At 66.5% G+C, this 17,178-nt stretch carries 15 protein-coding genes; 7 read left to right on the forward strand and 8 right to left on the reverse strand.

Annotated elements, in window-relative coordinates; all coding sequences use genetic code 11:
• Window positions 1-18 precede the first annotated feature (18 nt).
• Together CBW24_RS04460 and CBW24_RS04465 are read left to right on the forward strand one after the other, a co-directional pair.
• Window positions 19-822, forward strand: coding sequence for a PP2C family protein-serine/threonine phosphatase (locus tag CBW24_RS04460; protein WP_198405229.1), 804 nt, complete (start codon window positions 19-21; stop codon window positions 820-822).
• A gap of 6 nt (window positions 823-828) precedes the next feature.
• Window positions 829-3,387 (forward strand): serine/threonine-protein kinase, encoded by a 2,559-nt coding sequence (locus CBW24_RS04465; RefSeq protein WP_097372806.1) that lies wholly within the window; start codon window positions 829-831, stop codon window positions 3,385-3,387.
• Between the two features lie 16 nt (window positions 3,388-3,403).
• On the opposite strand, the gene CBW24_RS04470 is transcribed toward CBW24_RS04465, so the two are convergent.
• Both CBW24_RS04470 and CBW24_RS04475 read right to left on the reverse strand, forming a co-directional pair.
• On the reverse strand, window positions 3,404-4,453 hold the full coding sequence (locus CBW24_RS04470) for an alpha/beta fold hydrolase (RefSeq protein ID WP_232530107.1): 1,050 nt from the start codon (window positions 4,451-4,453) through the stop codon (window positions 3,404-3,406).
• A 10-nt stretch (window positions 4,454-4,463) separates the two neighbouring features.
• Window positions 4,464-4,751 carry an SCP2 sterol-binding domain-containing protein gene (locus CBW24_RS04475; protein ID WP_088663232.1) on the reverse strand — a complete coding sequence of 96 codons (288 nt, stop codon included), beginning with the start codon at window positions 4,749-4,751 and terminating at the stop codon, window positions 4,464-4,466.
• Window positions 4,752-4,870: 119 nt separating this feature from the next.
• Here CBW24_RS04475 and CBW24_RS04480 point away from each other — a divergent pair, with 119 nt between their 5' ends.
• The 5 genes from CBW24_RS04480 to CBW24_RS04500 all read left to right on the forward strand — a co-directional run bounded on the left by CBW24_RS04480 (window position 4,871) and on the right by CBW24_RS04500 (window position 10,123).
• Entirely contained in the window at window positions 4,871-5,482 is a 612-nt protein-coding gene (locus CBW24_RS04480) for a tetratricopeptide repeat protein (RefSeq protein WP_232530109.1), read from the forward strand.
• Between the two features lie 70 nt (window positions 5,483-5,552).
• Window positions 5,553-8,531, forward strand: coding sequence for a helicase-related protein (locus tag CBW24_RS04485; RefSeq protein WP_097372807.1), 2,979 nt, complete (start codon window positions 5,553-5,555; stop codon window positions 8,529-8,531).
• A gap of 3 nt (window positions 8,532-8,534) precedes the next feature.
• Window positions 8,535-8,918 (forward strand): Hsp15 family ribosome-associated heat shock protein, encoded by a 384-nt coding sequence (locus CBW24_RS04490; protein WP_097372808.1) that lies wholly within the window; start codon window positions 8,535-8,537, stop codon window positions 8,916-8,918.
• Window positions 8,919-8,969: 51 nt separating this feature from the next.
• Complete coding sequence (fdxA, locus tag CBW24_RS04495; RefSeq protein ID WP_088663229.1) at window positions 8,970-9,305, forward strand: ferredoxin FdxA; 336 nt, start codon at window positions 8,970-8,972, stop codon at window positions 9,303-9,305.
• A 305-nt stretch (window positions 9,306-9,610) separates the two neighbouring features.
• Window positions 9,611-10,123, forward strand: coding sequence for a CarD family transcriptional regulator (locus CBW24_RS04500; protein WP_088663228.1), 513 nt, complete (start codon window positions 9,611-9,613; stop codon window positions 10,121-10,123).
• 1,051 nt (window positions 10,124-11,174) lie between these two features.
• Here CBW24_RS04500 and CBW24_RS04505 read toward each other — a convergent pair.
• The 6 genes from CBW24_RS04505 to fabI form a co-directional block, all read right to left on the reverse strand.
• A complete protein-coding gene (locus tag CBW24_RS04505; protein WP_309764561.1) occupies window positions 11,175-12,536 on the reverse strand; it encodes a peptidoglycan DD-metalloendopeptidase family protein in 1,362 nt (453 codons plus the stop codon).
• A 116-nt stretch (window positions 12,537-12,652) separates the two neighbouring features.
• Window positions 12,653-13,294 carry a protein-L-isoaspartate(D-aspartate) O-methyltransferase gene (locus CBW24_RS04510; protein WP_088663227.1) on the reverse strand — a complete coding sequence of 214 codons (642 nt, stop codon included), beginning with the start codon at window positions 13,292-13,294 and terminating at the stop codon, window positions 12,653-12,655.
• Window positions 13,291-14,076, reverse strand: coding sequence for a 5'/3'-nucleotidase SurE (gene surE / locus CBW24_RS04515; RefSeq protein WP_097372809.1), 786 nt, complete (start codon window positions 14,074-14,076; stop codon window positions 13,291-13,293). Before surE ends, CBW24_RS04510 begins: the two co-directional genes overlap by 4 nt.
• Window positions 14,077-14,966: 890 nt before the next feature.
• The gene (gene gpt, locus CBW24_RS04520; RefSeq protein ID WP_088663225.1) at window positions 14,967-15,470 is read right to left on the reverse strand and encodes a xanthine phosphoribosyltransferase; all 504 of its coding nucleotides are present in this window, start codon (window positions 15,468-15,470) and stop codon (window positions 14,967-14,969) included.
• 64 nt (window positions 15,471-15,534) lie between these two features.
• Window positions 15,535-16,152: a LysE family translocator gene (locus tag CBW24_RS04525; RefSeq protein ID WP_097372810.1), complete on the reverse strand. Its 618-nt coding sequence runs from the start codon at window positions 16,150-16,152 to the stop codon at window positions 15,535-15,537.
• Window positions 16,153-16,174: 22 nt separating this feature from the next.
• Window positions 16,175-16,984 (reverse strand): enoyl-ACP reductase FabI, encoded by an 810-nt coding sequence (gene fabI / locus CBW24_RS04530; protein WP_097372811.1) that lies wholly within the window; start codon window positions 16,982-16,984, stop codon window positions 16,175-16,177.
• Between the last annotated feature and the right edge of the window lie 194 nt (window positions 16,985-17,178).

A 17,178-nucleotide genomic window follows, 5' to 3' on the forward strand; every position in this document is an offset into this window, starting at 1 on the left:
CTCACGACACAAATCGAGGTGAAGGTATTGGTTGCCAATCACATGATGGGACAGACGTTCAGGTTCGAAACCGGCGCCGTCAGCCATACCGGCGTCGTGCGCGATCATAACGAGGACAGTTGCCTGTCCGAACCTGACGCGGGCCTGTGGGTCGTGGCGGATGGCATGGGCGGGCATCACGGCGGCGAATATGCCTCAGGGCTGATCGTCGAACATCTTGGCTCCATCGGGCTGCCCAGTTCCGCACCGGATTTGCAGGCCCGTTTCGTGGAACGCGTGGCGCGCGCCAATGAACAGATCCACACCCACGGCGCGCAGGTCGGGGCCACCATCGGCTCCACCGTCGTGGCGCTGCTGGCCTTCGAGCAGCATTATGCCTGCGTGTGGTCCGGCGACAGCCGCGTCTACATGATCCGCGACGGGCAACTGACCCAGCTCAGCCGCGACCACACCGAAGCGAATGAGCTTCTGGACCGGGGTGCGATCACGCAGGAGGAGGCCGATAACTGGCCCCGAAAAAACGTCATCACCCGCGCCATCGGCGTCAGCGCCGAGATCAACCTAGATCACCGCTACGGCACCCTGCGGAACCGGGACACGTTTGTCTTGTGTTCCGATGGGCTGACCGCGCATGTGGAGGATGCCGAGATCCTCGAGATCGCGCGCAAACATCAGCCGCAGCGTGCCTGCGACCAGCTTCTTGACCTGACGCTGGAACGGGGCGCGACCGACAACACGACGGTGATGATCGTCCGCGCCTTCGACAAGACCGAGGTCGGCCCCATCACCAACATCTTCGAGCTTCCCGAGAAGGGAGCGTAAGGCGACATGGCAGGCGACGACGACAGACCCGAAAACGGCTCCGGAGGCGCGGCGGGCGGCTCTAATGGTGCGACGCCGGGCGCAAGCTGGGACATCGGCGGCGCTGGTGCCGGTCGTGGTGCCGGTAAAGACGGCGCTGCGCCGGGCGCAGGGGGGGCAGACGCCCCGCAGCCGCGCCGCGCCACGGTGCCGCCTGCCGACACGCCCGCACATACGCCCCCCGGCACGCCCGCAGATACGCCCGCCCTGACACCCGATCCCGATGACGAACGCACCCGCGCCCGCGCTGCCGAAAAGATGGCCGCCGAAGCGGAACAGGCCGAGCAGGCCCGCCGCGCTGGCGAAAAGACCGTGATCAGCACCGCCGCGCCCTCCGGCGTCGATATCGGCACCAAGATCATGGGCACGTTCGAAATCACCCAGCACATCGCCACCGGCGGCATGGGCGAGGTCTATCGCGGCGTGAACATCCACACGCAGGAGCCGGTCGCGATCAAGATCGTGCTGGCCGCGCTCGCCCATGACGAAAAAATCCTGTCGCTCTTTCAGAAAGAAGCGACGGTTCTGGGCCGCCTGCATCACGACGCCATCGTTCGCTATCAGTTGTTTACCGTCGATCCGGGCATTCAGCGTGCCTGTCTGGTCATGGAATTCGTCGAAGGCCGCTCGGTCGCCGAATATATTCAGGATCAGGGCGCAATGCCGCTGGGCGATGTAAAGATCCTGATCAGCCGCATGGCGTCTGGCCTGCAAAAGGCGCATGATCTGGGGGTCGTGCATCGCGACCTGTCGCCCGACAATATGATCATTCAGGACGGGCTCATCAGCCACGCCAAGATCATCGATTTCGGCATCGCCAAATCGGCCAATTTCGGCGGCGGCACGCTGCTCGGCGGGCAGTTTGCGGGGAAATACAATTACGTCTCTCCCGAACAGCTTGGCCGCTATAACGGGCATGTCACGGCCCGTTCGGACATCTATTCTGCCGCGCTGGTGATCGTCGCCGCGTGCCGGGGCGAACAGCTCGATATGGGCGACAATCCTGCCGAGGCGGTGGAACGCCGGATGCAGGTGCCCGATCTGAGCGGCGTGCCAGATGAGCTTGCCCCGCTGCTGGCAAAGATGCTGGAGCCAAACCCCGATGACCGGCCCGCCAGCATGACGCAGGTGCTGGAATATCTCGACAATCCCGCGCTGTTACAGGCCGTGGGCGGGGCGGCTGCGGCCACCGGCGGGGCCGGGGCCGGGATGGGCGCGGCGATGCCTGCGCAGACAGCCGGACCGCAGGATTTCCCGCATTCGGCGCCGCCCTATTCGCTGCCGCCGCAATCGCTGCCGCCCGGCTCGGTCCCGCCTGCGGGGTTTGCGCCGGGGGCGGGCGATAGCGACAGCCCGTTCGGTGCGGTGCCAGCCGCGCCCGCCTCAGGCACAGCGCCCGCGACGGGCCTGCCCGGTGTTACGTCTCAGCCCGCCGGTCCGTCCAACGGCAATGGCAAGTCCACGGTGATCATGGTCGCGCTTCTGCTGCTGCTCGCCGGGGGCGGGGCCGGGGCCTATTTCGCCGGGCTGCTCGACCCGGTGCTGAACCGCAGCACGGTCGAAACCCCACCGGTCGATGGCACCGGGGCCGGGCAGGACACGGCAACGGATGCGGAGCCTCCGGCCAATCCCGGTGTCGGCGAAAGCATCGGCTCGGGCGACAGCATCGCCGCTCTGCCGGAGCCGGAACCCCCGGCACCGCCCGCGCCCGATCAGCCAGACCCAGACCCGCAGCCGGATACCGATCCAGCCCCGGACGCCGATCCCGATCAGACCGCCAGCATCGCGCCGCCCGACACCACCGCCGACCCGACAGAGGGCGAAGAGCTTCCCGCCGGGCCGGACGCGTCCGAAACCGCGCTCAACGACCTTGATGCCGTGGGTGCGCGCATCGAATGGCTGCGCAACTACGAATTGCCAAGCTGCGTCTACACCTCGATCCTCGGCGTCACGCCGACCAGCTTCGAAATCGAAGGCTTTGCCACCTCGGTCGATCCGTTCTGGCAGCTTCTGACCGATTTCCGCGAAGCTCACGGCACCGAACCTGAGATCGGCGTGCGGCTGATCAAGGACAGCCAATGCGCGGTCGTGAACTTCTTGAAATCCGTCGCAGGCAGCGATGCCACCGCCCCGCGCCTGACGCTCGATAAGGATGTGCTCCGCTCGGGCGAGGCGATCCGGGGCCGGGTCGAACAGATCAACGGACGCCCCATCTGGCTGATGCTGGTCGATGCGCAGGGCGGCACCTATGATCTGTCCTCGCGCCTGAAACCGCAGGAGGATGGCACCGCCACCTTCGCGCTGGGCCTGCGCCCCAATGCGCTAACGGCGGGGGATGAACTGGTGCCGCAGATGATCCTCGCCGTGGCCACCGACGCGCCGCTCGATAGCGTGGCCGTGCCTGCGGGGACGACCTCGGAATCGCTGATGCCCATCGTGCAGGGCGAAATCTCAAGCAAGGGCGAGCGCGCGGCGGCCACGGTCGGCTATTTCCGGTTCGACACCACCGAAGAGGTCCCGCAGTAGCGCGGGCGCGGCCTGATCACCGCGCGGCGCTGAACAGCCGGTCGCAATCGTCGAAAAAGGCATCGCGCAGCGCGGGCACTTCCATCGGGATTTCGTGCTGCCCGCCTTGGGCCAGCGTCAGCGTGCCGTCGGACCAGCGGCGCATCCGGTCGCGGATGGTCGGCACATCGACGATCGTTTCTTCGGTGCCCACATGGGTCAGCGCGGGCACGGGCGGCGATGGCATCCGGTGCAGCGCGTTGATTTCGCGCAGCGCGGCATAAAGCCAGCTCAGGCTCGGCCCGCCCAGCGCCAGTTCGGGATGCGCCGCCAATTGCAGGCGCATGTATTCATACATCTCCGGGTCGCTGGTCAGCACATTGCCCTCGAACGGGGCGGCGGTGATGTAGCTGGCGGGCTTGGTGCCGGGCGCATAGCGGTGCGACAGGCCCAGATAGCGCGACATCCCCGAAAGCGCCCACGCGGCGGGGCGCAGCTGCGGGGCGATGCGAATACCCCACATCGGCCCCGAAAACGCAGCCGCCGCCACCGGCAGCCCCTCATGCAGGGCGCGCAGCCCGATGCAGCCGCCCATTGAATGCCCCAGCAGGAAAAACGGCCCCGCCACATCGAGCGTGGAGAGCGCCGCGCGCAGCGCCGCGACATCGGTCTGAAATTCGCGGAAATCGGTGACGTGACCGGTCAGGTGATCGGGCAGGGCACGGTCCGACAGGCCCTGTCCGCGCCAGTCCACGCTGGCCATGCGGTAGCCCCGCTCCGCCAGCGATTGCGCGGTCAGTCCGTATTTCTCGACATATTCGGTGCGCCCGGCAAACAGCAGCACGGTGCCTTTTGCCTCTGGCAGCCCGGCGTTCCAGACCGCCAGCCGCAGGCGGATGCCATCGGCGCAGCGCAGCCAGTGGGATTGCACATCCGCAGGCCCGCGCGCGACATCGGCGTGGTAGGGGGCAGGGCCGGTCAGCACACCCGCGTCGGCCACGGGGGCGGAGCCATGCAGCCCCCCGCCCGTGCCCGGCTTGGTGCCCGGCGGGTCGCGTCGTAGGTTCTGTGCGCTCCCGGCCCGCATGCCCCGCAGCTTAGCTCAGCGCCGCGCCAAGCTGCATCGCCTGACCCATGTCGCCATCGACCTTCAGCTTGCCGGTCATGAAGGCGGCGGTGGGGTTCACATCGCCCGAAAGCATCCCCTGGAACGTCTCGACATCGGCGGTCAGGGTGACCTCTGCATCGCCATCCCCGGCGCGCGCGCCCGACTGGTCCAGCAGGATGCTGCCTTCATCCTCGATCACGAACTTCGCATTGCCGGCAAAGCCGCCGTCCAGTTTCGCATTCAGGGCGGTGACGGCCTGATCGATGACTGCGCTCATGGGGGGTCCTCCAAGTTGTGACACGGCTCTGTATTGTGCTCGACCGTGTCTGCGCTACACTCAATTTCGTTATGGTTTTACCACGCTTCTTTTCCAACTCTACCGTTGCGGCATTTCTGATGTCAGCCCTGTTTTACGGCCCGGTCCACGCCCAGACCGCGCCGGAGGGCGAATCGTCGGAACCGCCGCCGCTGATCACCGCGCCTGAGGCGCAGCTGGCCCGCCCCGCGGCGCCGGGTGCGGATGTCATGGCCGACAGCGCGCTGGACCGGCTTTTTGCCGAACTGGCAAAGCCGGACCTGCCCGGCTGGGAACTGGTGGAGGAGGAAATCTGGATGGAATGGTCCAAATCCGGCTCCGCCGCGATGGACCTGCTGCTGCGCCGAGGCCGCGATGCGATGGCGCGCGAAGACTGGGTGCTGGCCATCGATCACCTGACCGCGCTGATCGATCACGCGCCCGGCTTTGCCGAAGGCTACAATGCGCGGGCCACCGCCTATTTTCAGCGCGGGCTCTACGGTCCGGCGCTACAGGACATCCGCGCGGCCATCGCGCTCAATCCCCGGCATTTCGGCGCGTTGTCAGGGCTTGGCATCATTCTGGAGGAGCTCGACCGCCCGGCCGATGCGCTGGCCGCCTATCGCGCGGTGCAGCAGATCCACCCCCACCGCGAAAATGTCTCAACGGCGATCGCGCGACTGACGCAACAGGTGGACGGCCAGACGCTCTGACCCGCGTTCCGGCTGCCCACCCACCGGCGCGCGCCGCAGATTGCCTGCGCGCCGGACAGGACGGACTTATATGCCCCCAAACGGCACGATCACCGCGGTTCTCGGACCGACGAATACCGGCAAAACCCACTACGCCATCGAACGGATGCTGGCCCACCGCACAGGCGTGATCGGCCTGCCGCTGCGGCTGCTGGCGCGCGAGGTCTATGATCGCATCGTCGCGATCCGTGGCCCGTCCGTCGTGGCGCTGGTCACGGGTGAGGAACGGATCGTGCCCGACCGCGCGGCCTATTGGGTCTGCACGGTCGAAGCGATGCCCACCGATATCGGCGCGGATTTTCTGGCCGTCGATGAGATCCAGCTTTGCGCCGATCCTGAGCGCGGCCATGTTTTTACCGACCGGCTGCTGCACGCGCGCGGCCTGCATGAAACTCTGTTCATGGGCGCCGACACCATGCGCTCCGCCATCGCGGCGATGGAGCCGCGCGCCCAATTCATGCGCCGCGAGCGGTTCAGCCAACTGGTCTATTCAGGTTCGAAAAAGATAAGCCGCATGCCCGGTCGCAGCGCAATCGTCGGGTTTTCGGTTGATAACGTCTATGCCATCGCCGAACTGATCCGCCGTCAGAAGGGCGGCTGCGCGGTCGTGATGGGCGCACTCTCGCCCCGCACCCGCAACGCGCAGGTCGAACTCTATCAAAACGGCGATGTCGAATATCTCGTGGCGACCGATGCCATCGGGATGGGGCTGAACCTCGACGTGAAACACGTGGCCTTCTCCAGCCTGACGAAATTCGACGGTCGCCGGATGCGCAACCTTGCCCCCAATGAGCTGGCGCAGATCGCGGGCCGGGCCGGGCGCTACATGACCGATGGCAGTTTCGGCGTGACCGGGGAGGCCCCCCCGCTCGATGAGGAGGTGGTGGAAGCCATCACCGAACACCGCTTCACCCCGATACGCAAACTGCAATGGCGCAATTCCGGTCTCGATTTCGGGTCCGCCGACCGGCTCATCGGCTCGCTCGAGGCCAACACGCAGGACGAATGGCTGATGCGGACGCGGGAATCCGATGACCTCGCCGCGTTGAAAACACTTGCCGCCGATGTCACCCTGTCAGGCCAGATCCGCAACGCGCGCGATGTGCGTTTGTTGTGGGATGTCTGCCGGATACCGGACTTTCGCGGCATCTCCGCATCAGAACATGCGGGGCTGTTGGAGCGGATTTTCGGCTTCCTGCGGGATGTCGGGCGGGTGCCGGATGACTGGATGGCGCGACAAATCAAACGCATCGATCGAACCGATGGGGAAATTGACGCGTTGTCGAAACGATTGGCATATATCCGCACTTGGACTTATGTCGCTCAACGCAAGGGCTGGGTCGATGACGAAAGACATTGGCGCGGCGCGACCCGCGCGGTAGAAGATCGCCTGTCGGATGCGCTGCACACGGCGTTGACGCGCAGGTTCGTGGACCGGCGCACCTCGGTGCTGTTGCGCCGGCTGAAACAGAAGGAGGGCCTGGTGGCCGATGTGAACGACAAGGGTGAAGTGATGGTCGAAGGCGAATTCGTCGGCCGTCTCGAAGGGTTCCGCTTCCGGCAGGACAAAAGCAACACCCCTGACGAAGCCAAGACGCTGCGACAGGCCAGCCTTCAGGCGCTGAAGCCGGAGTTCCACCTGCGCGCGGACCGCTTCTATAACGCCCCGGATACCGAAATCGATTACACCGAGCAGGGCGGCCTGATGTGGGGCGAACATGCGGTGGGCAAGCTGGTGAAAGGGGCCGAGCCTCTGAAACCGCGGGTCGAGGCTTTCGTCGACGAAGAAGCCGGCAGCGACGTGACCGAGAAAGTCACCCGTCGTCTGCAACATTTCATCGACCGCAAGATCGCGACCCTGTTCGAGCCGCTTCTGGCGATGAGCCGGGACGAAGCCCTGACCGGGCTGGCGCGGGGCTTTGCCTTCCAGATGGTCGAGGCGCTGGGCGTGCTGCCCCGCGATGCCGTTGCGCAGGATGTGAAGGCACTGGATCAGGAGGCCCGCGGCGCATTGCGCAAGCATGGCATCCGTTTCGGCCAGTTCACCATCTTCATGCCGCTGCTGCTGAAACCCGCACCGACCCGTCTGCGTCTGGTGCTGTGGTCGCTGGATCGCGGGCTCGACGAATTCCCCGAAAGCCCGCCGCCGGGTCTGGTCACCATTCCGTCGCCGCAGGACGCGCCGGATGGCTATGCCACGATGGCAGGCTACCGGGCTGCCGGTCAGCGGGCGATCCGCATCGACATGCTGGAGCGTCTCGCCGATCAGCTGCGTCCCGAAGACAGCCGTGGCGGCTTCGAGGCCAAGGCCGACATGCTGTCGATCACCGGCATGACGCTGGAGCAGTTCGCCGACCTGATGCAGGGTCTGGGCTACCGCGCCGAGAAGGGCGAGCGGACCAAGGTCAAGGCCGTCGATCAGACCATCCCCACCGACGAAGGCGTGGCCCACGAAGACGTGGTGCCGCCGATCCAGCCGGGCGATGAGAATGCCGATACGCCGGTCTTTGATGTCGCCCAGCAGATCGAGCCCGGCGCGGTGACCGAGCAACCCGAAGCACCGGCCCCCGCCGATGTTCCCGAAGAGGTCGCCGAAATCCCCGATGCGGGTGAAGCGCCGATCTCCGAAGAACCGGCACAGCCGCAGGACGAAGTGCCGGTCGATAAGGTCTCGGACGAAGAAACCCCGATCGGCACCGCGCCCGACGCCGATCTGGCCGGGCCGGAGCAGGAGGTGTTCTATACCTTCACTTGGCGCGGCAACCGCAACAACGCCCGTGGCAATGCCCGGCGCGGCGGCGGTGCGGGCGGCGAAGGTCAGGGTCGTGGTCCGAAAGGCGGCGGCAAGGGCAAAGCCGGTGGCAAACCCAAGGGCGGCAAGCGTGTGCCGCGCGAGGCCAATTCCGGCGGTGGCCGCAGCTTCGAGGCGCGCCCCCCGCGCAAAGAGAAAGCCATCGACCCCGACAACCCCTTCGCGGCTGCCCTCATGGGGCTGAAGGACAAGAAGTAAGCGGTGAGCGCCGCCGGGACGATCCGCATAGATAAGTGGCTGTGGCATGCGCGGTTTTTCAAAACCCGCACGCTGGCCGCGCGGATCGTTTCGGGCGGAAAGGTGCGGGTGAACGGCACGCCAGTGTCGAAACCCGCCCGCACCGTCGGCCCCGGCGACACGCTGACCTTTGCCCAGGGCGATGATATTCGCGTGATCCGCATCCTCGCCCCCGGCGAGCGTCGCGGCCCCGCCCCCGAGGCTCAGGCGCTTTATGAGGATCTCGATCCGCCGCAGCCGCGCTCTCGCGAAAGACCTCCCGACAATCCCGCCTATGACGGGAAAGGACGCCCCGACAAGCGCGCGCGCCGCAATCTCGATCTTATGCGTGGCCGCGATCTTGAATGATCCCGCGCACCCGGCTAGCAAGTCCCGGACCGGATACGAAGGTAACTGCCCATGACCTATGTCGTCACCGACAACTGCATCGCCTGCAAATACACCGACTGTGTCGAGGTATGCCCCGTGGATTGTTTCTACGAGGGGGAGAACATGCTGGTCATCCATCCCGATGAATGTATCGATTGTGGCGTCTGCGAACCGGAATGCCCGGCCGATGCGATCCGCCCCGATACCGAACCGGCCATGGAAGAGTGGGTGGAATTCAATCGTAAATGGTCCGAGGAATGGCCCGTCATCGTGACCAAGAAAGACCCGCTGCCCGAAGCCGAAGAGATGGACGGCAAGCCGGGCAAGATGGAACTGTTCTCGGAGACCGCTGGCGAAGGCGGCTGATTCGTTTCGCAGGCATCGCCTGCGGCGCGCGCGGCATTCCGGGATGCTGCAAACGCGAATGTTACGTCGCGATACCCCCTTGTTTTAAGGGGGTGGGCGGCGTCTGCGCGTGTCAGCCCTACCAAACCCCGCATTTTTTTGCTATATAGGTCTGCACGATGGACCTGGGAACCTGATACCGCCCCCCGCAGCTGCCGTTTGGGGGTGCCTTTTACGCGACCCGTCACCCCCGCTACCGGAGATCATGGATGTCCGGTCGTGGCTTTGTCGGCTTCGGTCAAAGGTTCCTTTCGAGGAAGGCTTGTATGACTAAGACCAAAAAATCCGAATTCCGTCCGAACGATCATGTGGTCTATCCGGCTCATGGCGTCGGTAAAATCATGTCCATCGAAGAGCAGGAGATCGCCGGCATCAAGCTGGAGCTCTTCGTGATTTCCTTCGAAAAGGACAAGATGACCCTGCGCGTTCCGACCCATAAGGCGACCGAAGTGGGCATGCGCTCGCTGTCCTCGCCCGATGTGGTGTCGAAGGCGATGACCACCCTGAAGGGCAAGGCCAAGGTCAAGCGGGCCATGTGGTCCCGCCGCGCTCAGGAATACGAACAGAAGATCAATTCGGGCGACCTGATCGCGATCGCCGAGGTGGTCCGCGACCTGCACCGCGCCGATGACCAGCGCGAGCAGTCTTATTCCGAGCGTCAGCTTTACGAAGCCGCGCTGGAGCGTCTGACCCGCGAAATCGCCGCCGTATCGGGCGAGGACGAGACCAGCGCTCAGAAGCAGATCGACGACGTTCTGGTCAGCCGCGCCGCCGCCTGACCGGCCCGCGCCACGATTGTTACGCAAAAGGACCGCGCCCCCCGCGCGGTCCTTTTCGTTTGCGCCCCCCGCGCGCCAGAGCGCGGGGCGGGGGCACCGGGTCACAGGCACGACACCTGCTTGGGCAGAGCAGCACCGACCTCCGGCAGGCTCGCCCTGCGCCCGTCATCCGCCACAATAACACCACCGAACGAAGCCCCCCGCCCGCTCTCGGACAAGGCCAAAGGCCGCGAGAGCGAACGCCTGCCCGTTCCCACGGGCTGGCGCTTTGCCACCCCTCGCTGACCTCGGATCGGGGAGGTGTTTGGCTGGGATAAAGCGCGGTGTTCAATCGCTGCTGCGCCCCCCCCCATGGGCAGGCTCACGTCGCTCTCAATGCTCAACCGAAGGACACCGCCGGAGCTTAAGCACCCCCGCCCGCGAGCAAGGCGAAGCCGCGCGGGCGAGCGCCTGCCCGCCCCCCGGGCTGGCGCTTTGCCATCTCACACTGACCTCTGAGCGGGGAGGGACGTGGCCACCATAAAGCGCACCCGCTCCCCCGGAGTAGCGCCATCCCACGGGCAGGCTCACGTCAGGCCCAGACGACGGCAACTCACAACCCCAGAACGAAGCGCACCCGCCCGCGAGCAAGGCGAAGCCGCACGGGCGAGCGCCTGCCCGTCCCGCCGGGTTGGCACTTTGCCACCTCACGCTGACCTCGGAGCGGGGAGGAATACGTTACCATAAAGCGTACCCGTTCACCCGCAGCAGCGCCACCCCCCGGGCAGGCTCGCGTTGCGCGGGCGACGGCGTGCCCACCCCCTGACGATCCGTATAAATTCCCCTAACGGCGCGGCTGCGCCCGGCTGTCTGAGCCAGTCCTTGCCGAAATCCGCCTTGGAAACCCTTACCGAGCCGTAAATTGTTTCGCGTGCGAAACAATGGGTCAGTGCCCATGCCCTAGGTGCAAGGGGAAAAACGACTCACCTCCGAGCGTCACGCCCCACGGGCGACGCACTAAATCAGCCTTGAAACAGCCTCGCGGACAACAAGCCTCGGCGCGCCGCGGGGATCAGTTGATATACGTCGCCGGGTCCACGGCTTCCATGCCGCGGCGGACTTCGAAATGCAGGAAGCTGGGGTTGTTCTGGCCGACCACGGCGATGGTCTGGCCGCGGCTGACGCTGTCGCCCTTGGACACTTTCACCCCGTCCACATTGGCATAGACCGTCAGCAACCCGCCGTCATGGCGCATCACGATGATCGGCACCTGATCGGTGTCTTGGGTGATTGCGGCGATGGTGCCGGCCTCGGCGGCCTTGACCGGGGTGCCCGCGGCGACGGCGATGTCGATGCCCTCGCGCTTGCCCTTTTGAAAGTCACGGATGATCGAGCCATTGACCGGCGCGGTGAACCGGGCCGAGGAGCTGGCACTGGCAAGCTTGCCCAGATCGGGGGAGGCAGGCGTGTTCGATGGCTTCTGCGCCGCAGGCTGCGGGGTTTCGGCAGGCAGGGCCTGCGCGGCGCTCGGCGGGGTCGGTGTAGGCGATCCGGTGCCCGGCGCGGTGGTGGCCAGCGACGCGGTGCGCGCGCTCGTCGCGCTGGTGGCCGACACGGGGATCAGCAGGAACTGGCCTTCGCGCAGGTTCATGCTGCTGTCGAGACCGTTCCATTCCGCCAGATCGCGCACGTTCACACCATAAAGCCGCGCCACGGAATAGGCGGTCTCGCCCCGGGCGACCTTGTGCCGGATGGGCTCCGGGCCCACGGCAGGCGCGGCGCTGGAGGCCGCGGGGGCCAGCGGCTGGCTGCTGATCGTCTGGGTCGGGCTTCCGGCGGCGGGGGTGATCGCGCCGGTGCCGGTGCCGGTGGTCTGGCGGGGGGCGGCGCGGTCGATGGCGCTGCCCGCCAGCGTCGCGATATCCACATTGCCCGAAGCGGTCCCGGTGCCCGCCGCAGGTTCGGCCACACGGCGGGGCAGGGCAAGGATCGCACCGGCGTTCAGCACGGCGTCCGCAGGCATGCCGTTAAAGCGCGCCAGATCTTCGGCGGGCAATCCGATGCGAGAGGCGATGCTGCCCGGCGTGTCGCCGCCGCGTGCCACGGCCACCTGATAGGTCGGATAGGCGATGATGCCGCGCGCGTCGGGCTGCGGGCGCGGTGCGGCCTCGAACCCTTCGACGGAGGGCGATGTGTTGAACCCGGCGCGCATGTCGGTGGCAAACGGGTCACAGGCCGCAAGCGCCAGCACACAGACCCCGCTCAGCAACACCCGCGACATTGCACGGCGCGGGGCCCGGCGCGGCGCCCGGCCGGCCGCTGCCCGGCTGTCTGCTGCCGCGCTGGTGGCCGCGCGCGGGGCGGTCCCGGTCGCAGGGCGGGACGCCGCAGGGGCGAAAGTCGACAGGGCAGGGTGGCGGTCGCTCGGATGCATGCTCGGTTCCTCATCTGCGGCACCCTCTTGCGGGGCGTCCGGGGTCACTGTCCGGGGGCCTGCGGCCCCTCTCACGGGTCTGCTCTGCCCGGTCTGATCAGACCCGGACGCAGTCGTCAATCGTCGCCCAGACCTTCGAGCAGCGGCACGAAGCGGACCGGGCGCAATTCTTCGTAATCCAGCCCGGCGGCGGTGCGGGTCACCTTGATCAGCGTCTGCACGGTGTCCGACTGTCCGACGGGCACCACCATGATACCCCCCTCACGCAATTGGGCCAAGAGCGGACCGGGCGGGTCTTCGGCTGCCGCCGTCACGAGGATGCGATCAAACGGCGCGTGATCGGGCAACCCGTGGGAGCCGTCGCCGGTAAAGGTCACGATATTCGACAGGCCCAGATGCTCGAACACCTGCTCGGCAGTGCGGGTCAGGCGGCGGAAACGGTCGACGGTATAGACCCGTCGCGCCAGCCGCGACAGGATCGCGGCCTGATAGCCGGAGCCGGTGCCGATCTCCAGAACCTTATCGCGCGGCCCGACCTGCAACGCCTGTGTCATCAGCCCCACGACCGAGGGCTGGGAAATGGTCTGACCGCAGGGAATGGGCAGCGGCGTGTCCTCGTAGGCGCGCTCGGCGAACAGACCCTGAAGGAAGCGTTGACGGTCGATCGTCTCCATCGCCTCCAGCACGCGTCGGTCGGTCACCCCGCGGGAGCGCAGCGCATAGAGAACGCGCATCTTCTGCTCCGCGTCGAAGCTCATGCCATCGCGGCCTTCAGCCCGGCGAGCGCGCCATGCGCGGTCAGATCCGCGCACATCGGCGTCACCGATATATACCCGTCGAGGTTCACGGTCGCGTCGGTATCCGCCCCCGAAGGCCGATCCTGCCCGCCGCCGCGCACCCAGATGAAACGCCGCCCCGACGGCGACATATGCGGCTCCACCCCGAAGCGCACGCCTTCGCGCAGGCCTTGCGCCACGGCGCGGGTGCCTTTGACCTCGGACGCGGGCAGGGCCGGGAAGTTGACGTTGTAGAACAGCCGATACGCGCCCTCGGCCCAATTGCCGTGATCCAGAATGCGCCGGATCACCGCGACGCCATGCCCGGCGGCCGCCTCGAACGGGTTGTCGAGCGTAACATTGCCGGGGCCGTAATATTGCGACAGGGCAATGGCGGGGATGCCCTGTAACGCGGCCTCCATCGCGCCGCCGATCGTGCCGGAATAGGCCGCGTTCTCGGCGGAGTTGTTGCCCCGGTTCACGCCCGAAAGCACCAGATCAGGCGCGGCGTCGAGCAGCACATCATGCAGGCCCGCCATCACGCAATCGGCGGGTGAGCCTTCGGCGGCGTAGCGGCGCGGCCCCAGTTCGGCGATCATCGTGGGATGGGTGTAGGAGATGCAATGCGCAACGCCCGACTGCTCGAACGCGGGCGCGACGGTCCAGACCTCGCCCTGCGGTCCGGCCAACTCGGTGGCGATGGCATGCAGCACCTCAAGTCCGGGCGCGTTGATGCCGTCGTCATTGGTGATGAGAATACGCATGAACCGCTCCCTGCATGGCGCGTCCTGACTAAGCCAAGCCCCGCAGGTCAGCAAGCCGCCGCCCGGGCAGGCGGGACAAAAAGCTGTGCAGGTGCGGCCCTGACGCGCCAGTCTGCGGGCGGATCGGGCAGCGAGAGGCCGAATGGCCCTCCGCAGCCCGGTGTCTGGGAAGGGTGGCGACAGGGGGGCGGAGGGTCTGAGGGTCCACCCGCGCGCCGTCGTCGGATGGCAGGCGCGCCGCGTGATTGGGGCTCAAGACGTAGCAGAAGGCGCCGCCAGCGTTTCCATCGAAGCGCAACGATAGCCTGCCCGTGGGGACGGGCAGGCGCTCGTCCGCGCGCTTCGCTTGTTCGCCTGCGGGTGCGCTGAGTTCTGGAGTTGTGAGTTGCCGTCGTCTGGGCCTGACGTGAGCCTGCCCGTGGGATGGCGCTACTCCGGGTGAGCGGGTGTGCTTTATGGTGGCCAAGTCCCTCCCCGCTCAGAGGTCAGCGTGAGATGGCAAAGCGCCAGCCCGGGGGGCGGGCAGGCGCTCGCCCGCGCGGCTTCGCCTTGCTCGCGGGCGGGGGCGCTGAGTTCTGAGGCGGCGAGGCGCAGGCGTCCGAGCGCAACGGTAGCCTGCCCGTGGGATGGCGCTACACCGGTTGGGCGGGTGTGCTTTATGGTGACACGAACCTCTCCGCCCGGAGGTCAGCGCAAGATGGCCAAGCGCCAGCCCGCCAGGACGGGCAGGCGCTCGCTCTCGCGGCCTTTGGCCTTGTCCGAGAGCGGGTGCGCTGAGTTCAAAGGCAGACGGGGCGCACGCGTTCCGAGTGCAACGGTAGCCAGCCCACAGGGACGGGCAAGTGCGCGCTCTTGGGGCTTTGTCCGAGAGCGGGTGCGATACCCCGTGCTCAGTCGCGGCCCCGATAGGGTTCGACATATTGCAGCGCCATGTCCCACGGGAAGAAAATCCATGTGTCTTGGCTTACCTCGGTGATGAAGGTGTCGACCATCGGGCGGCCTTTCGGCTTGGCGTAGACGGTGGCGAAATGCGCTTTCGGGTAGAGCAGACGCACCAGTTCCAGTGTCTTGCCGCTGTCGACAAGGTCATCGACGATCAGGATGCCGGAGCCATCGCCCATCAACTCGGCATCGGGGCTTTTCAGCACCTTGGCTTCGGCCTGCGACTGGTGGTCGTAGGACTTGACCGAAATCGTGTCGACCGTGCGGATGTCCAGTTCGCGGCTGACGATCATCGCGGGGGCCATGCCGCCGCGGGTGATCGCGACCACGGCCTTCCAGCCGCCATCGTCGGGGCCATGCCCGTCCAGCCGCCATGCCAGCGCGCGGCTGTCGCGGTGGATCTGGTCCCAGCTGATGTGAAACCCTTTTTCGTGGGGCAGGCGGTCGGTCATCGGTTTGGTCCTCATCGTCACGGGCCGGGCGGGGGCCATTTGCAGCAAAGTCGGGGGCAGCGGATCAGCCGGTTGCGAGCTTTACGCCCAGCACCGCGAGAAATCCGCCAAAGAAACGGTCGAGCGTGGTTTTCATCCCGACATAGCGTCGGCGCATCCGGTCGAGCGAGAAGACCCGCGACACGAAGCTGTTCCACACGGATTCGTTCACAAAGATCACGGCCAGCAACAGCAGACGTCCGCCCAGCCCGGTTTCGGGCGGGATCGCCCCGGCAAAGACCGCGCCGAAAAACACGGCGGGTTTCGGGTTCGACAACTGGCACATCAGGCCGCGCCAGAGCGCGGCGCGAAAGCCCGGAACCGCCGCGCCGGGTGGCAAGGTCGCATCAAAGGGGGTGCGAGCGTCGCGCCACATATGCCATGCCAGCCACAGCAGATAGGCGGCACCGGCCAGTTTCAGCACGCGCAGCAGGCCGGGGGCCAGTTCGAACACGATCGCCAGACCCGACAGCGCCAGCGCCGCCCAGAACACCGCGCCGATGCCCAGCCCCAGCGCCAGCGCGACGCCAGTGCGCGCCCCTTGCGTCAGCCCGGTGCGCGCGGCCATCAGCACGGCGGGGCCGGGGCTGACGGCGGCCATCAGGTGCAAAAGCCAGACGGCGAGAAAGGCGGTGAGGGTCATGGCCGGCTCACTCCCGATGCGCTTATTTCTTGGCGGCGTCGATATCCGGGGCGTCGACGGCCTTCATGCCCACGACATGATAGCCCGCGTCGACATGATGGGTCTCGCCCGTGACGCCGGAGCCCAGATCGGACAGCAGGTAGAGCGCGGATTTGCCGACATCTTCCTGTGTGACGTTGCGGCGCAGCGGGGAGTTCAGCTCGTTCCATTTCAGGATATAGCGGAAATCGCCGATGCCGGAGGCGGCCAGCGTCTTGATCGGTCCGGCGGAGATTGCGTTAACGCGGATGTTGTTCTTGCCCAGATCCTCGGCGAGGTAGCGCACGGAGGCCTCCAGCGCCGCCTTGGCCACGCCCATCACGTTGTAATGCGGCATCACGCGCTCGGCGCCGTAATAGGTCAGCGTCACGCAGGAGCCGCCATCGGTCATCAGCTTCTCGGCGCGGCGCACGCAGGAGGTGAAGGAATAGACCGACACGTCCATCGTGGAGCGGAAATTCTCGGCGGAGGTGTCGACATAGCGCCCGCGCAGCTCGCCCTTGTCGGAAAAGCCGATGGCGTGAACGTAGAAATCGAGCTTGCCCCAGGATTTTTCCAACGCGGCGAAGGCGGCGTCGAGGCTGTCTTCGTCCGTGACGTCACATTCGTGCAGTTCGGTCACGCCCAGTTGCGCGGCCAGTGGCTCGGCCCGCTTGCGGAATTGGTCGCCTTGATAGGTGAGCGCCAGTTCGGCCCCGGCATCGGCCAGCGCGCGGGCGATGCCCCACGCAATGGATTTATCGTTGGCGAGGCCCATGATCAGCCCGCGTTTGCCTTGCATGAGTTGCGTCATCGCGTCTTCCCGCCTGCCTTTGACCGCCTGTGTCAGCGACCTTTAGGCCAAGCGAGGCCCGTCATGCAAGGGCGCGCGGCGCGGGCGGGGTTTGGCCGAGGCTCCGGGGTGCCGGTCGGCAATAGGGTGCCGAGCCGGGCGCGGGGCCCTGAAAACGCGGCGTATAAACTTTAAGCTGATAGGAATGATCCGGC

Source organism: Pacificitalea manganoxidans, from assembly GCF_002504165.1.
GTDB lineage: Bacteria > Pseudomonadota > Alphaproteobacteria > Rhodobacterales > Rhodobacteraceae > Pacificitalea > Pacificitalea manganoxidans.

Excerpts from the sequence above, each read along its gene's own strand:
- gpt (WP_088663225.1), bottom strand. The coding sequence starts at position 15,470 with ATGACCGACCGCCTGCCCCACGAAAAAGGGTTTCACATCAGCTGGGAC.
- CBW24_RS04525 (WP_097372810.1), bottom strand. The coding sequence starts at position 16,152 with ATGACCCTCACCGCCTTTCTCGCCGTCTGGCTTTTGCACCTGATGGCC.
- CBW24_RS04475 (WP_088663232.1), bottom strand. The coding sequence starts at position 4,751 with ATGAGCGCAGTCATCGATCAGGCCGTCACCGCCCTGAATGCGAAACTG.
- CBW24_RS04485 (WP_097372807.1), top strand. The coding sequence starts at position 5,553 with ATGCCCCCAAACGGCACGATCACCGCGGTTCTCGGACCGACGAATACC.
- CBW24_RS04510 (WP_088663227.1), bottom strand. The coding sequence starts at position 13,294 with ATGAGCTTCGACGCGGAGCAGAAGATGCGCGTTCTCTATGCGCTGCGC.
- CBW24_RS04505 (WP_309764561.1), bottom strand. The coding sequence starts at position 12,536 with ATGCATCCGAGCGACCGCCACCCTGCCCTGTCGACTTTCGCCCCTGCG.
- surE (WP_097372809.1), bottom strand. The coding sequence starts at position 14,076 with ATGCGTATTCTCATCACCAATGACGACGGCATCAACGCGCCCGGACTT.
- CBW24_RS04500 (WP_088663228.1), top strand. The coding sequence starts at position 9,611 with ATGACTAAGACCAAAAAATCCGAATTCCGTCCGAACGATCATGTGGTC.
- CBW24_RS04465 (WP_097372806.1), top strand. The coding sequence starts at position 829 with ATGGCAGGCGACGACGACAGACCCGAAAACGGCTCCGGAGGCGCGGCG.
- fdxA (WP_088663229.1), top strand. The coding sequence starts at position 8,970 with ATGACCTATGTCGTCACCGACAACTGCATCGCCTGCAAATACACCGAC.
- fabI (WP_097372811.1), bottom strand. The coding sequence starts at position 16,984 with ATGACGCAACTCATGCAAGGCAAACGCGGGCTGATCATGGGCCTCGCC.
- CBW24_RS04470 (WP_232530107.1), bottom strand. The coding sequence starts at position 4,453 with ATGCGGGCCGGGAGCGCACAGAACCTACGACGCGACCCGCCGGGCACC.
- CBW24_RS04480 (WP_232530109.1), top strand. The coding sequence starts at position 4,871 with ATGTCAGCCCTGTTTTACGGCCCGGTCCACGCCCAGACCGCGCCGGAG.